Source organism: Kineothrix sp. MSJ-39, from assembly GCF_018917935.1.
Lineage (GTDB): Bacteria > Bacillota > Clostridia > Lachnospirales > Lachnospiraceae > CAG-194.
In genome coordinates this window covers 18,088-33,660 of record NZ_JAHLPN010000019.1, presented here as the reverse complement: position 1 = coordinate 33,660, position 15,573 = coordinate 18,088, and the positions used below count along the sequence as shown (strand labels likewise).

At 46.2% G+C, this 15,573-nt stretch carries 14 protein-coding genes; 2 read left to right on the top strand and 12 right to left on the bottom strand.

Going from position 1 to position 15,573, the window contains the following annotated elements:
- The 5 genes from rnc to KQI22_RS11260 form a co-directional block, all read right to left on the bottom strand.
- A complete protein-coding gene (rnc, locus tag KQI22_RS11280; protein WP_216552391.1) occupies positions 1-699 on the bottom strand; it encodes a ribonuclease III in 699 nt (232 codons plus the stop codon).
- 35 nt (positions 700-734) lie between these two features.
- Positions 735-974, bottom strand: a complete 240-nt coding sequence (locus KQI22_RS11275; protein WP_216552389.1) for an acyl carrier protein — start codon at positions 972-974, stop codon at positions 735-737.
- Between the two features lie 12 nt (positions 975-986).
- Positions 987-2,009, bottom strand: coding sequence for a phosphate acyltransferase PlsX (gene plsX / locus KQI22_RS11270; protein ID WP_216552387.1), 1,023 nt, complete (start codon positions 2,007-2,009; stop codon positions 987-989).
- Between the two features lie 149 nt (positions 2,010-2,158).
- On the bottom strand, positions 2,159-2,341 hold the full coding sequence (gene rpmF, locus KQI22_RS11265; protein ID WP_022004744.1) for a 50S ribosomal protein L32: 183 nt from the start codon (positions 2,339-2,341) through the stop codon (positions 2,159-2,161).
- 15 nt (positions 2,342-2,356) lie between these two features.
- Positions 2,357-2,866 carry a YceD family protein gene (locus tag KQI22_RS11260; RefSeq protein WP_216552385.1) on the bottom strand — a complete coding sequence of 170 codons (510 nt, stop codon included), beginning with the start codon at positions 2,864-2,866 and terminating at the stop codon, positions 2,357-2,359.
- A gap of 184 nt (positions 2,867-3,050) precedes the next feature.
- On the opposite strand from KQI22_RS11260, the gene KQI22_RS11255 reads away from it, so the two are divergent.
- A complete protein-coding gene (locus tag KQI22_RS11255; protein ID WP_216552383.1) occupies positions 3,051-4,685 on the top strand; it encodes a hypothetical protein in 1,635 nt (544 codons plus the stop codon).
- A gap of 61 nt (positions 4,686-4,746) precedes the next feature.
- Here KQI22_RS11255 and pta read toward each other — a convergent pair whose 3' ends face one another.
- Positions 4,747-5,748: a phosphate acetyltransferase gene (gene pta / locus KQI22_RS11250; RefSeq protein ID WP_216552381.1), complete on the bottom strand. Its 1,002-nt coding sequence runs from the start codon at positions 5,746-5,748 to the stop codon at positions 4,747-4,749.
- A 276-nt stretch (positions 5,749-6,024) separates the two neighbouring features.
- On the opposite strand from pta, the gene KQI22_RS11245 reads away from it, so the two are divergent.
- Positions 6,025-7,266, top strand: a complete 1,242-nt coding sequence (locus tag KQI22_RS11245) for a nucleotidyltransferase (protein ID WP_216552380.1) — start codon at positions 6,025-6,027, stop codon at positions 7,264-7,266.
- Positions 7,267-7,338: 72 nt separating this feature from the next.
- On the opposite strand, the gene KQI22_RS11240 is transcribed toward KQI22_RS11245, so the two are convergent.
- From KQI22_RS11240 to polA, 6 genes are all read right to left on the bottom strand, one after another.
- Positions 7,339-8,703, bottom strand: coding sequence for a PFL family protein (locus KQI22_RS11240; protein WP_216552377.1), 1,365 nt, complete (start codon positions 8,701-8,703; stop codon positions 7,339-7,341).
- 15 nt (positions 8,704-8,718) lie between these two features.
- Positions 8,719-8,991, bottom strand: coding sequence for an ACT domain-containing protein (locus KQI22_RS11235; protein WP_216552375.1), 273 nt, complete (start codon positions 8,989-8,991; stop codon positions 8,719-8,721).
- 96 nt (positions 8,992-9,087) lie between these two features.
- A complete protein-coding gene (locus tag KQI22_RS11230) occupies positions 9,088-9,885 on the bottom strand; it encodes an MBL fold metallo-hydrolase (RefSeq protein WP_216552374.1) in 798 nt (265 codons plus the stop codon).
- A 2-nt stretch (positions 9,886-9,887) separates the two neighbouring features.
- Positions 9,888-12,329 (bottom strand): cell division protein FtsA, encoded by a 2,442-nt coding sequence (locus KQI22_RS11225; RefSeq protein WP_330623361.1) that lies wholly within the window; start codon positions 12,327-12,329, stop codon positions 9,888-9,890.
- The gene (gene coaE, locus KQI22_RS11220) at positions 12,296-12,922 is read right to left on the bottom strand and encodes a dephospho-CoA kinase (RefSeq protein WP_216552372.1); all 627 of its coding nucleotides are present in this window, start codon (positions 12,920-12,922) and stop codon (positions 12,296-12,298) included. The genes KQI22_RS11225 and coaE overlap by 34 nt, the downstream gene beginning before the upstream one ends.
- A gap of 1 nt (position 12,923) precedes the next feature.
- Positions 12,924-15,560, bottom strand: a complete 2,637-nt coding sequence (gene polA / locus KQI22_RS11215; RefSeq protein WP_216552370.1) for a DNA polymerase I — start codon at positions 15,558-15,560, stop codon at positions 12,924-12,926.
- Between the last annotated feature and the right edge of the window lie 13 nt (positions 15,561-15,573).

Genomic DNA, 15,573 nt, shown 5'->3' with positions numbered 1-15,573 from the left:
TTAGTTAGTTTCCTGCGCCTGCATCTGCAGCAGTGCCTGATACGCCGCATGCTGTTCTGCCAGCTTCTTGGAATGTCCCTCTCCGCTTCCGATCCGGGTATCATCCAGCCATGCTTCTACGGCGAAATGTTTTGCATGATCCGGTCCGTCTTCCGCAATCAGCTTATATGACAGATTTCCCAGATGTCCGATTTGTACCTTTTCCTGCAAGATTGATTTTGCGTCATAAAACAGCTGCTTCTTTTCCAGATCGTTCAACACATGTGTCAGGATAAATTCCTTTGCCGGTGCCAGACCGCCATCCAGATAAATAGAGCCGATGATCGCCTCTACCCCATCTGCGATGATAGAGTCTCTGTCACGCCCACCAGTCAATTCTTCTCCTTTTCCAAGCAGCATGTAACTGCCCAGCGAAAGATCACGCGCCGTGATCGCCAGTGCCTGCTCACAGACACTGCTTGCACGCATCTGAGTCAGTTTTCCCTCCGGCAGATCCGGATACGTAAAATAGAAGAACTCACTGCTGACCATTTCCAGTATGGCATCTCCCAGAAATTCGATCCGTTCATAGCTCTTTAATTTGTTCATCTTCTGCTCATTGGCAAATGAAGTATGTGTCATTGCCTGACGCAGAAGCTTTTTGTCCGTATAAGTATAACCTATCTTCTGTTCCAGTCCTTCAAATCCGTATTGATTCATTTTTTCTCCTTGAAGAAAGACCCTTTACAGGGTCTTTACTGATTTGCTTTCACAGTCTGTTCGAGCAGCCTTACCGCCTGCCCGACAGTTTCCACCTTTTCTATCTTTTTCGGATCCAGTTCTATAGAAAGTCTTTCCTGTAGTTTCAGAATGATCTGAAATGCATCCAGAGAATCGATCCCCAGATCCCCGGCTAATGTCGTATCCATATGTATCTCATTCGGTGCCACATTCATCACCTCGACAAGAGCCTCCTGTAATACTTCAAATTCCATGTGAAAAGCCTCCTACTTTGCATCCGCAAGCTGTATTTTTTCTTTGATCTTCTCATTGATCTGCTGTTTCTGGAATGTCACACACTGCAGAATGGAGTTTTTGATCTCTACAGATTTACTGCTGCCATGTGTCTTGACAACCAGCCCTTTCAGCCCGAGCATCGGTGCACCTCCATACTGCTCCAGATCAAATGCTTTCAGTGTCTGCTTCAGGGCAGGTTTTACCAAAAGTGCACCGATCTTGCTGCGCAGGGAACTCATCATGCCCTTCTTTACCTTGCTGATCAGCGTTGCGCCGACACCTTCATACGTCTTTAAAATAACATTACCGGTAAAGGCTTCACATACCACGACATCTACCACACCGGCAGGAATATCTCTTGCTTCCACGCTGCCCACAAAGTTAATGTCCGGACATGCCTTCAGAAGCGGGAAGGTTTCTTTCACAAGCGCATTTCCCTTTTCTTCCTCTGCACCGATATTGACGATACCGACCTTTGGATTCTTGACACCCATAACACTTTCCATATAAATGGAACCCATTTTTGCAAACTGCACGAGATTGGACGGACGTGCATCCACATTTGCACCACAGTCGATCAGAAGAGAACAGCCTCTTTCATTATCTGTCGGGATCAGCGGTGCAAGCGGCGGTCTTTCCACGCCCTTGATCCTGCCAACGAGAACCTGTCCACCTACTAAGACAGCACCTGTACTGCCTGCGGATACAAATGCATCTGCCTGTCCTTCGCGCACCATATGCATGCCCTTTACGATAGAAGAATCCTTCTTTTTACGAATCGCATTGACCGGCGGTTCTGCCATCTCAATGACTTCCGAACAGGCAACTACCTCTACGCGCTCCCGATCATATGTATATTTGGAAAGTTCCTGCTTTACGGCTTCTTCCACGCCAAGCAGATAAAGGAAAATATCCTTACTCTCTGCAAGCGCTTCCACTGCACCTTTTACGATTTCACCGGGCGCATTATCGCCGCCCATGGCATCTACAACTACTTTTACCAATTCAGCCATTTTATCGACTCCCTTGCTTTTCTAATTATAAAAACGCTATATTATAATATACTGGAAACAGGGTAAAATTGCAAGTTCTGTTCCAGCTTCCTATTACACAAAAAGGCTGCTGCTTTCTTTCAAAAGCAACAGCCTTACTCTGCAATTCATTATTCAGCTACGGAAATGATCTCTTTCTTATTGTAGCTGCCACAAGCCTTACATACTCTGTGAGGCATCATTAAAGCACCACACTTTGAGCACTTTACAAGTGTTGGAGCGCTCATTTTCCAGTTCGCTCTTCTCTTATCTCTTCTACCTTTAGAAGATTTATTTTTTGGACAGATGGACATCGTTACACCTCCTTATCACGCGTTAAAGATATCTTTTATTACTGCCATACGCGGGTCCGGAACGAATGTATCACATCCACAGTCCCCCTCATTCAGGTTTTTGCCGCACACCTTGCAGATTCCTTTGCAGTCGGGCTTGCATAAAACCTTCATCGGCCAGTTTACAATAATTTCGTTGTTTATAAGAGCATCCGTATCCAGTGAAAAACCTTCGATAAATGGCATTTCCTCCATTTTTTCAGGATCCTCAAAGTCGCTTTCCTTCAGATATTCGCTTATCTTTAAAGAAAAAGGAACCTTAACAGGCTTCAGGCAGCGATCACATGGGATCTCACACACCAAGGAAATCTCACCTTCTGCTTCCACTTCACCTTTTGCCTTATTGGCAAGTGTTAAAGTCAGATCGGATTTTTCCAGAATCTTGTAGGAATCCAATCCGTTGCTCACAGTCTCATGCTCATATGGAACTGTCAGCTTTTCTACCTTTTCTTCACTTGATAATATACCAGTCAGGTTATAAAGCATAGCATACTCCTATCCACACTCAAACAATTATACATATGCCCCTGTGGTTTGTCAACTGCATTTGTACATTTTTTCTCACAAAGCTTCCTGCGCCATTTGTCAAACAAAGCTGTCTATGCTATATTGAAGGAAATAACGATCACTGATCGTTGCGATATCAGATATAACCTTTAGGAGATTTATGATGACAACAAGTGTTTCCAAAAAGACTTCTATTTTAAAACCGGCTCTTGCGATCCTTTCTCTTTTTCTGACAATCCTTCATAGCATACTTGTCAAAGGGCGCGATCTGGTCACCTTTACCTGGACAGAACATTCCCGGCTTTACATCAGCTGTATTGTACTGCTCGCCGTTTTGTTTACTTACTTCTTTTATCTTTGTGTGACACACGCCCTCTATTATATAGGAAAGAAAAACAAAACCTTTCTCTCCTATTTTCGTTTTTTTATCGGATATTTCCTGTTTATGGGCATTTTCTGGTTGCTGACATGGCCGGGGATTTTTAAGGGAGACGAATTCTATGTGATCCGCGCCGCCCTTTCCTTTACCATGTCCGGTGCACAGTCCGGTATTACAAGCCTGTTTTATATGGTTGCCCTTTTGTTTTTCCCTTCCATGGCATCCATTACTTTTATCCAGCTTCTGCTCATCTGTACGATCTTTGCCGTGATCATGCATGATCTGTTTTCTGTACTTTCCGGCAAAAAACGTTTTTTCTTATTTCTGCCGTTTATCCTGCTGCCTGTCATTGACGGCAACTTGTTTACCCTGCGTGCCACACTCGTTGGCTGGCTCTTTCTGCTGATCCTCGCAAAGGTTTACTACCTTGCCAAAACAGATCATTTTTCGGGCAAATGGCTTTTACTCCTGTCCGCCCTGACGGGTCTTCTTTGTGCATGGCGCAGCGAATTTATTTATCTGGTCGTATTCCTGCCCCTCGCCTTTTTACTTCTGAAAAAAGTTCGATTCAGACAGGCAGTCTGTATGCTTGTGTTAGCACTTGTTTTCTTTGTCCTTTGCAATATCCCAAACAAAATCGCATTGAACGGAAGCAATAAATATCCAATCTCCCTTGTCTTAAATCCGGTCGCCAATTTATTTACGGAAGTCGAGGATTTAAAAGGGCCATGCGTCTATGATGATGTCATGACGATCAATGAGCTCGTGGATGCTTCCCTGCTCCGCCGGTCCGCAAGTGTCCGCAACATCAGCCAGTACTGGAATATCGATGATGTCCTGCCAAAAGAAACCTTGAACCGTTTTATGCAGGCTTCTCTGCGGCTCATCATTTATAACCCGGATAAATTTCTGAAATACAGATGGCAGACTTTTGCCTATACAAACGGGCTGTATCCGGGCTATATCAACCATCCGGGCGGAGAATGCATCGATGCGATCAACAAACTTGTCTACTATGGCAACGACTATAAGTCCTATTTTGCCTTTATGAACCCACCTTTTGGACAGGCTCTTCGTGAAAAAACGATCGCTTTCCTTGCCTGCCGCCATTATGAGCAGGACAATATCAGGACGAACGCACTGCTTGTGGTCTTTTACAACTGTATTCCCGGTGCGATCTTTTTGCTGGTGCTGCTTGTTTATAGCTGCATTGCAGCATTCCACACGCGGAAAAAACGACCCGGATCTGCAGACAGATATGTGCTTTGCATTGTTCTGATCCTGCTGACTCTGCCACAGCTTGTCCTCATCTTTCTGACAGCACCGGCAATGTTTTTCATGTATTATTTCGGCTTTTATCTGAGCAGTTATTTCCTGACGATTTTATGCTGTCTGGAATATGACAATAAGGCTATGTGAAAATCCACATAGCCTTTCTGTTTTATTGAAATATAAAATTGATTCAATCTTACCTGTGCAACTACACAAGCTGTGCCTGTACGGCAGTCAGGGCTACCACACCAACGATATCTTCCCAGGAACATCCACGGGACAGATCATTGACCGGCTTTGCGATACCTTGCAGCATTGGGCCATAGGCTTCTGCTTTGCCAAGACGCTGTACCAGCTTATAGCCGATATTTCCACAGTCGAGGTTCGGGAATACAAGAACGTTTGCTTTACCTGCCACTTCTGAGCCCGGTGCTTTTGCCTTTGCTACGGACGGGACAAGTGCTGCATCTGTCTGCAGCTCGCCATCGATGCAAAGATACGGATACTGCTCTTTTGCAATCTTTGTTGCTTCTACCACTTTATCAACCAGCGGATGCTTTGCACTTCCCTTTGTGGAATGGGACAGCATGGCAATGATCGGCTTTGCACCGACCAGTGACTGGAAGCTCTTTGCAGAGGACTCTGCGATCGCGGCCAGTTCTTCCGCATTCGGATCCTGGTTCAGACCACAGTCTGCAAACAGGAATGTACCGTTTGCGCCGTATTTGCAATCCGGTACATCTAAGATAAAGAAGCCGGATACCAGCTTAACGCCCGGTGCAGTCTTTAAGATCTGCAGTGCAGGTCTGAGCGTATCCGCCGTTGCATGACAGGCACCTGCCACCATGCCATCTGCATCATTTGCTTTTACCATCATAACGCCAAAGGTCAGATAATCGTTCAGCAGTGTTTCCCTTGCCTTTTCCATTGTCATGCCCTTTGCTTTTCTTGTTTCATACAAAAGTTCTACATATTTTTCCAGTTTATCAGTCGTCTGCGGATTGATCACAGTCACACCATCCAGCTCTACTTCCAGCCATCCTGCACCGTCCATGATCTTTTCCTCATCACCGATCATAATAATATCTGCGATCCCCTCTTCCAGAATATGGGATGCTGCGATCAATGTACGCTTGTCATTTGTCTCCGGTAATACGATCGTTTTTTTATCTGCTCTTGCTTTTTCTTTGATTTGATCTATGTAAGACATCTCCGTCTCCTTTCCGCTTGTTTCATTTCTTCTATTATAATCTAAGGTGTTTTGAAGTACAAGGAAATCCCCCTCTTTTTTTGTGCAAAATATCATACAATTTAAGCAAAATCTTGAGAAAATAACCCTGTTATGATTGTGCACGAATCACAAATATGATATAGTTACTAATATGTAAAAGAGATATCAGAAGTCATAGTTGCACAACATTGTCCCATATATAATTGTGCTGTTTGCAAAAAAGGCTTGATATGATTTGTAATGGAGGAATTCGATATGAAGGTTACAGGAATTATTGCAGAATATAATCCTTTTCACAAAGGGCATGCCTACCATATTGAACAGGCTAAAAAATTAACCGGCGCAGATGCTGTCGTCGTTGTCATGAGTGGTGATTTTACACAGCGCGGTACACCCGCCATCATGGATAAATATGCTCGAGCACGTATGGCTCTGATGAACGGTGCTGATGTTGTGATCGAACTGCCAAGCTGCTATGCCTGCGCCAGCGCAGAGTATTTCGCAGACGGTGCGGTTGCCCTTTTGGACAGTCTCGGTATTGTGGATACGCTTTGCTTCGGTAGTGAATGTGGCAGTATCGATATGCTCCGCCCCATTGCCCAGATCCTTGTAGATGAGCCGGAGGCTTATAAAAAGACACTAAAGGCCGAGCTTGCGATCGGACGCTCTTATCCTACCGCAAGAAATACAGCACTTGTCCATTGTATGCCGGAATTTGCCGCCAACGAAAATATCATTGGCAGTCCGAATAACATTCTCGGCATTGAATATATCAAAAGCATTATCCGCCGCGGCAGTAAGATCAAGCCTGTGACGATCCAGCGTACAGGAGCCGATTATCACTCTTACCGCTTCAGTGACAGCTTCAGTTCTTCGCTTGCACTCAGACAGGCGTTACATACACCGGGCTCTTTGGAGCTGATCCGCGATCAGGTTCCGTCCAATGTGTATGACATCCTGGCTGAAAACTACGAGAAGACCTTCCCTGTTTTCCCGCGTGATTTTTCTGCCATGCTGAAATATAAGCTGCTTGTGGAAGAATCCAGAGGCTACAGCCGTTTCGTCGATATCAATGAAGATCTTTCCGACAGGATCTTAAAGAACTTGTATAAATCTTATGATTACGAAACGCTCTGTGATATTTTGAAATCCAAAAATGTCACTTATGCAAGAGTCAGCCGTATGCTCTGCCATATCCTGCTGAATCTGAAAAAATCAGATCTGTATGCCTATCGCAACAACGGTACTGTATTCTATGCGCGTGTGCTTGGTTTCCGGGAAGATATCGGCGGTCTGGGTGTGATGAAAGCCCTGCACCAGTACACTTCCATTCCGATCATCACAAAGGTTTCCGATGGAAAAGATCTGGCAACCGACCTTGCGCAGCGTCAGTTCCACCACGATATTTTAGCGGCACATATTTATGAGAGTATCATCGCAGATAAGTATCAGACGGAAATGCAGAACGAATATACAAGACCAATCATAAAACTGTAACGTATATGTAACGTATAAAACAAAAGAGGAGAAATGCAATCTTGCATTTCTCCTCTTTTCTTATATCCTTTATTAGTTCTTAAAGCTGTGGATTGGCGCAGGAATCCGTCCGCCACGATTTACAAACGCATCACAAGAATATGGATTGACAGGCATGATCGGTGCATAGCCTAAAAGTCCACCAAATTCTACCTTTTCTCCCACACCCTTTCCGATCACCGGAATGATACGGACTGCGGTTGTCTTCTGGTTTACCATACCGATCGCCATTTCATCTGCGATAATACCGGAAATGGTCGTTGCCTTTGTATCGCCCGGAATGGCGATCATATCAAGACCAACGGAGCAGACACAAGTCATTGCTTCGAGCTTTTCGATCGTCAGCGCACCTGCTGTTACCGCATCGATCATACCCTGATCTTCGCTGACCGGAATAAAAGCACCACTCAGACCACCTACATAAGAGGAAGCCATAACGCCGCCCTTCTTTACCTGATCGTTCAAAAGAGCAAGTGCTGCCGTTGTACCCGGTGCACCTGCATATTCCAGTCCGATCTCGCAGAGGATATCTGCCACGGAATCTCCGATCGCCGGCGTCGGTGCCAGAGAAAGATCTACGATTCCGAACGGAATGCCCAGCATCTTGGAGGCTTCTTTTGCTACAAGCTGTCCGACTCTGGTTACCTTAAAAGCTGTCTTTTTGATCGTTTCACATAATACTTCAAAATTCTCGCCGCGTACCTTTTCCAGTGCTGTTCTGACAACGCCCGGTCCGGATACACCGACATTGATGATCGCATCGGCTTCTGTTACACCATGGAATGCGCCCGCCATAAACGGATTATCATCCGGTGCGTTACAGAATACAACGAGCTTGGCACAGCCAAGAGAATCATCTTCTTTTGTATACTCTGCTGTCTGTTTGATGATCTCACCCATCAGCTTGACAGCATCCATATTGATACCCGTTTTGGTAGAACCAAGGTTGATGGAGCTGCAGACACGCTCTGTAGAGGATAATGCCATCGGAATGGATTCAATCAGCATTTTATCTGCCTTTGTCATGCCCTTGGATACGAGTGCGGAATAACCACCGATAAAGTTGACACCGACTTCCTTTGCCACCTCATCAAGCACAACTGCGATCTGTGCAAAATCTTCCGGTTTCTGACAGCAGGCTCCGCCGATCAGGGCGATCGGGGTAACGCTGATTCTTTTATTTACGATCGGAATACCAAATTCCTTTTCAATCTCATTTCCCGTTGCAACAAGATCCTTTGCTGTCTGTTTGATCTTGCTGTAGATCTTCTTTTTACAGTTTTCCAGATCTGCATCGATACAATCCAGAAGGCTGATACCGATCGTAATGGTACGCACATCCAGATTTTCCTTTTCGATCATTTCATTTGTTTCATTTACTTCAACACGATTAATCATGGGTATTCTCCTTAATTAGATTCTATGCATTTTGTCGAAAATCTCTTCTCTCTGGCATTTGATCACAACGCCGATCTCTTCTCCGACCTTTTCCATCTCATCTGCCATATCACCAAAGGAGTTGGTTGCATTTGTTCTGTCTACAACCATCATCATATTAAAATAACCGGATACGATCGTCTGTGAGATATCCAGAATGTTGATCTGCTTCTCTGCCAGATATGCACATACCTTCGCAATAATACCTACCGTATCTTTTCCAACTACAGTGATAATCGTTTTTTTCATGGTTTCTTCTCCTCTTCTGCTTCTGTAACAAACTTGTCTACATCATCTTAAACTTTCCTATCTGTTCTTGCAAGTCTTTCTTGATAAATAGATCCGTCAAAACTCCAGGAGCTTTGTCGGTTCACTTCTGCTTGCTACCGTAATATCAAAATCATTTGCCTGATATGGGGTTTCTCCCATCGTGATCTCCAGCCTGACTGCCTCATGCGCAAGCTGCGGCAGATTGTTTTCCTTACTCAGATGTCCCAGCAGGACATATTTCAGATCATCATGCAGAAGCTCACATAAAAGCTTTCCCGCCGTTTCATTGGATAAATGACCTTTGTTTCCTAAAATACGCTGTTTCAGATAATAAGGATAAGGACCGACCTGCAGCATATTGACATCATGGTTCGCCTCCAGCAATATGGCATCCATACCCTTCAGATTTTCTACGATCTCCTCCGAATAACAGCCCATATCCGTTGCGATCGCCGCATGACTTTTTCCGTTTGTGATCGTATAACAGACAGGCTCCGCCGCATCATGTGAGATTGGAACGGCTTTGATCAGAAGTCCGCCTACCGTGATATTCTCATTTTTATGTATTACCTGGTATAACTGGTCATCGATATCTCCGACCGAACGCGTCGTACTGATACCTGCTATCGTTCCGTTTGTTGCATAGATCGGTACATCATATTTGCGGGACAAAACCCCGATCCCGCTGATGTGATCAATATGTTCATGGGTCACAAAGACCGCATCCAGATCCTTTCCGCTGACCCCGATCGAATTCAGTCCCGCTTCGATCCGCTTCCCGCTGATCCCCGCATCGATCAGGATATGTGTTGTATCATCCCCCACATAAATGCAGTTTCCACTGCTTCCGCTCGCAATACTAAGTAGTCTCATTTCTAGTCCTTCCAGAATATCTCAAGCACATCACCCGTTTTCAGCGGTTCCACATACTGTGCTCTTCTTCCGTTGATCAGTGTTTCCACTGTTTTACCTTTCGGCTTTGACAGGTCAAAATCGATGTGGTCAAATACATCCACGTAAATATAATCTTTCTTGCCCGTCAGTGTCAGCTTTTCACCATTTACCGTGACAGTCACTGCAGTGATGGCATCTGCCGACTGCTGTGGCGTTTGCGTTGCTTCTGCCGGCGCCGGCTGTTCGGTTGCCTGTACCGGTTCCGGTTGTGCAGGCGGTGTCTGTAATGCCTGTTTCTGCTGCACAGGCTGTGGCATACCCTGCCCGCTGTTATAGGCTGTTGCAAATGCTGCGATCCGTTCTGCCGCTGCATTCGCCCGCATCTGCTTCAGTTCTTCCTCTACTTCTTCCGTTATCGGTGCATCCGCAATCTGCTGTGCGGACTGTCTTGCTTTTTCCAGCATACTGCCGCCAGTTCTGCCCGTTTTTCTGCTTTCCTGTGTATTTGCTCTGTCAGGCTGCTCCTGTTCTCCGGCCTCTGTATCTGCCTGCACTGTTTCTGCCGGTTCCACAGTCTCTGATCCAACTGCCGTTATCGCAGTCGCCTCCACCGCTGCCCCCGCTTCTGTTTTCTGCTCCGGTTCTTTGGTTTCTGCCGGCTTTTCTTCTGCCAGCTTCCACTCCAGTGTAAAATTATCATAGACCTTGGAATCCATATCCGCAGGTTCATGATTGATCAATATCTGCATGGCAGGATCCAGCAGCACATCCATAACTTCCGTCACCTGCTGTACCGTATAATAATTCAGCAGCTCGATCTCGTCGCCTTCCCGGATCTGATAAAAGGCAGACTGCAGTTCCCCGTTTGCCGAAGCAAACTTTGGAAGCGTAATGCTCTGCCCGTTTACGGTAATATGGATCTCCTGGTTGTACTCTGCTAACTTTCCAAGCTCCATCACAGCCGCTGCACCGGCTGTGGATTCTTTGATCTCGATCCTGTCATTTCCACGGATCGGCGTATGGATATCCGCCGGTTCTCCGTTCAGAAGGATCACGGCTGATTCTCCCCGTTCCCCGCGGATCACTTTCTGCTTTCCGTTAAAGGTAAAGGTCAGGGATTCCCCGCGCTTCGGGAACAGTGCATCATTCGGGATCTCAGCCTGAATGGCAGCATCCACCACCGCCAGCTTGTTGTTATCATATAATTTGACGCGTTCTCCGTTCAATGTCACAAATACAAAGTTGTTACTCTGCTCATAATAGTTCAGACAGATACCGACAGGTGTCACGAGCATGGAGTCCTTCTTGATGTCGCCCGGCAGGAAGTCGATTTTTTGCATAACTTCTTCTCCACGCAGTGCACAACGCTCTCTGGCAATTCCGAGTCTGTCTGCCACGAGCTGTGTATAGCCCTCGATCTTTCCGCCGCCGCCGACAACAAAGACCGCGCTGACCGGTTTATCCCCGTTCAGTTCCATGATCTTGTCCGCCGCCTGTTCCGCCATTTCTGTCAGATGGGCTGAGCAGACCGAAAGCACTTCTTCCTTGCTGATCGTCTGTGGCAGTCCCATAATATCCTTATATTCCACTGTATCACTATGCTCGATCCCGCGTTTGATCATCTCCGCTGTCGTGAAATCGACCAGACAATGTCTGGCAATATCCTCTGTCAGACAGTCCCCTGCAACCGGCAGCATACCATATGCCACAATACTGCCGTCCTTTGTAATGGAAATATCGCTTGTTCCCGCGCCGACATCGATCAGAGCGATATTCAGCATCCGGTACATCTGCGGGATCGCCACTGCCATAGCTGCGATAGGCTCCAGTGTCAGATTGGCAACCTCAAGCCCTGCCAGCTCCACTGCTTTGTAAAGTCCGTCCACAACATCATCCGGCAGGAAAGTAGCGATCAGATCCGCCGCAATGATCTTTGCCTTATGATTTTCCAGATTGCTCATCGGGTAATGATTCATATAATAGCGCATGACCGTATAGCCCACGCAGTAAAATTTCATATCCAGCTCGTTTTCCTTCTGGAACTGTTCATATGCCTTTTCAATGCCATAGGAATCCAGTGCAAAAATATCTTCTTTTGTAATGAGCTTTTCGCCTTCCAGATCGATCTCCACAGAAGTTGTCACAGTCTGTAAAACACGACCTGCCGCTGCGATACAGACCTGGGAAAGCGTGATATCCAGTTCCTTTTCCAGTTCATCCGTCACATCCCGGATCGTTTCACCTACTGCACCGATATCATGGATCTGTCCATCGAGCATGGCACGTGTTTCATGCTCTCTGACCTTCTGTGCCACTACCACAAAATGATCCTTTTCCATATAGCCGACTGTTCCTACAATGCTTCTCGTTCCGATATCAAGACCGTAGATTAACTTATGCTGTTTGCTGTCTGCTCTTTGCACAGGTATACCCCCAATTTCTCATCTATCTGCTGTTTGGTATTCTCAAAATCACCGGAATTATCCAGCACAAAATCACATTTGCTGCGAAATACCGCATCCGGCTGCTGCCTGCTGATAATAGAAGCCGTCTTTTCGTCCGAATAACCGCGGCTGTCTTTCAGCCGTTTGTAACGTACCTGCTCATTGGCATATACATACCAGAGCTCATCCACGACCTCATCATAATGCTCTTCGATCAGAAGTGCCGCCTCCAGAAAGAAAAAGTCATTGACTCCGCTTTCCCTTTCCAGCCGGATCTGCTCCATAATATAAGTACGCACCGCCGGATGTATGATCGCATTGATCTGTGCCAGCTTTTCAGGCGATGCAAAGATTGCCTCTGCCATCTTTTTATTGTTGATTGTTCCATCTTCCTGCAGGATCTGCCTGCCAAGTGTTTCTATCACCGGTTCATAACAGGGCATGCCCGGCTTTTTCAGATCATTGGCAGCATCATCCGCCAGAAGAATCCTTGCTTTATACGTATCCCGGATATAGCCAAGCACCTGCGATTTGCCTGCGCCGACACCTCCGGTCACACCGATCAGTTTCATATTATTTTGCCTCGTACCAGTTTTTTCCTGTGTGTACATCTATTTCGAGTGAAACGGAAAGCTCTGCTGCGCCCTTCATATCACGCATCAGGATCTCCCGTACCTTCTCCACTTCATCTTCCCAGACTTCCAGAAGCAGTTCATCATGCACCTGTAATAAAATGCGGCTCTTCAGCCCTTCTCTTTCCAGCGAATCATAGACACGGATCATGGCGATCTTCATAATGTCAGCCGCTGTTCCCTGGATCGGCGCATTCATCGCCACACGTTCACCGAACTGACGCTGCATGAAGTTAGAGCTGGAAAGCTCTGGGATCGGTCTGCGCCTGCCATACATCGTACGGCTCTCGCCCGTTTCCTTTGCCTTGGCAATACAGTTGTCCAGGAAACGCTTTACGCCAGGATATGTTTCAAAATACTGCTCGATATAAGCACTTGCTTCCTTCCGGCTGATGCTCAGATCCTGACTCAGTCCAAAGGAGCTGATCCCATATACGATACCGAAATTGACTGCCTTTGCATTTCTTCTCTGCAGATCCGTTACTTCTTCAAACGGCGTGTGGAATACCTTGGATGCTGTGATCCTGTGGATATCCTCAGACATCCGGTAAGCCTCAATTAACTCCTCATCTTCAGACATATGCGCCAGGATACGCAGCTCGATTTGGGAGTAATCCGCATCCATAAATACGCAGCCCGGCTTCGGTACAAACACCTTACGGATCAGCCGTCCCAGTTCCATACGCATCGGAATGTTCTGCAGATTCGGCTCTGTGGAAGAAATACGTCCCGTCGCCGTGATCATCTGGTTAAAGTTTGTATGGATCCTGCCATCCTCTGCGATACAGTCCGCAAGTCCGTCCGCATAAGTTGATTTTAATTTTGTAAGTCCTCTGTATTCCAGAATATCATTTACAACCGGGTAATCCGGTGCTAACTTTTCCAGAATATCCGCAGCCGTGGAATAGCCTGTCTTTGTTTTCTTGCCACCCTTAAGCTGCATTTTTTCAAATAATATCACACCAAGCTGCTTGGGCGAATTGATGTTAAACTTCTCTCCGACCGTATCATAAATACGCTGCTCCACAACAGCGATCTTTTCTGCCAGCTGCTCACCGTAATGCTTTAACTCTTCCTTCTGTACGATCACGCCTTCTTTTTCCATGGCGTAGAGCACATAAGTAAGCGGCATCTCGATCTCGTCATACAGATATTCCATAGCAGTCTGTGCAAGTGCATCTGCCAGCTTTTCGTAGCTGTCATAGATTGTCTGGATCAGCCCGCCCGCATACTGCGTAAACTTTTCTTCCTCGGTTTCCATGCTCTCGGCAACAGATTTTTTCCCGAACTGCTGCTTATAATCCATCAGCATTACATTTCTGTATTCCTGCGCAATATCTTCCAGCGTATATTCACTTTTCAAAGGATTGAGCAGGTACGCTGCAAGCTTTGTATCAAAAAAACTGCTGACATCTGCGCGGTCCATTGAAAACAGTCCATAAAACTTCTTCACATCGAATGTCAGAAGCAGATGCCCTTCTTTTTTACAGGCTTCAAACAGCTCCTGCAGCTTTCCCTGTAAATAGGCAAATGTCAGAAAGCCCTGCGCAGGAATGTAATAATTCTCCTGTCCGCAGGAAAGCAGCACGCTTTCTCCCAGCACATAAAAAGCAGTCTTTTCCGCTTTTTTGCAGAGAGCAAAAATCTCCTCTGCCTTCTGCATTTCCGTGATACAGATGCTTTCCCTGACATCGGATTCCTGTCTGTCCTGTGCATCAAAACGGCTGAGCATGTTTTTAAAGGCTAACTTTTTCATATAGGCATAAGCCTCAGGCGTATAGAAATTACCGGTTCTGGCATCTGCCAGTGTGTAGCGGATCGGCGCATCAATATCGATCGTTGCCAGCTTTTTGGACAGATCTGCAAGCTCTCTGTTTTCCGCAAGCGATGTCCGGATGCTGTTTTTGGAGATCTCCTCAAGATGCGCATAAATATTTTCAATGCTTCCGTACTGCTCCATCAAAGCAGTGGCTGTCTTTTCTCCGACCTTCGGAACGCCCGGAATATTGTCTGCCGTATCTCCCATCAGCGCCTTGAGTTCAATGAACTGCTGCGGATTTACGTGATATTTTTCTTCTACATCTTTTGCATAATAATCTTCAATCTCTGTTCTCGCACCCTTTGTCTTTGGAATGCGGATCTTGATCTTATCCGTAGCGATCTGCAACAGATCTCTGTCTCCCGATACAAGCGCGACCGAAACACCTTCTTTTTCCGCCCGCTTTGCCATTGTCCCGAGAATATCATCCGCTTCAAAGCCCTCCTGCTCCATTGTCAGGATGCCCATAGCGGAAAGCACCTCTTTCATGACCGGGACCTGCTCCCTAAGCTCCTGCGGCATTGGCTTTCTCGTCCCTTTATACGCATCATACATCTTATGGCGGAAGGTCGGTGCACTCAGATCAAAAGCGACCGCCAGATATGTCGGATCTTCTTCCTCTATGATCTTAAACATGATATTCAGAAAGCCATAAATGGCATTTGTATGCAGTCCTTCTGTATTTGTCAGATCCGGAACTCCGTAAAATGCCCGGTTCAAAATACTGTGACCATCGATCAACACTAATTTTTCGCTCATAAATACCCTCTTG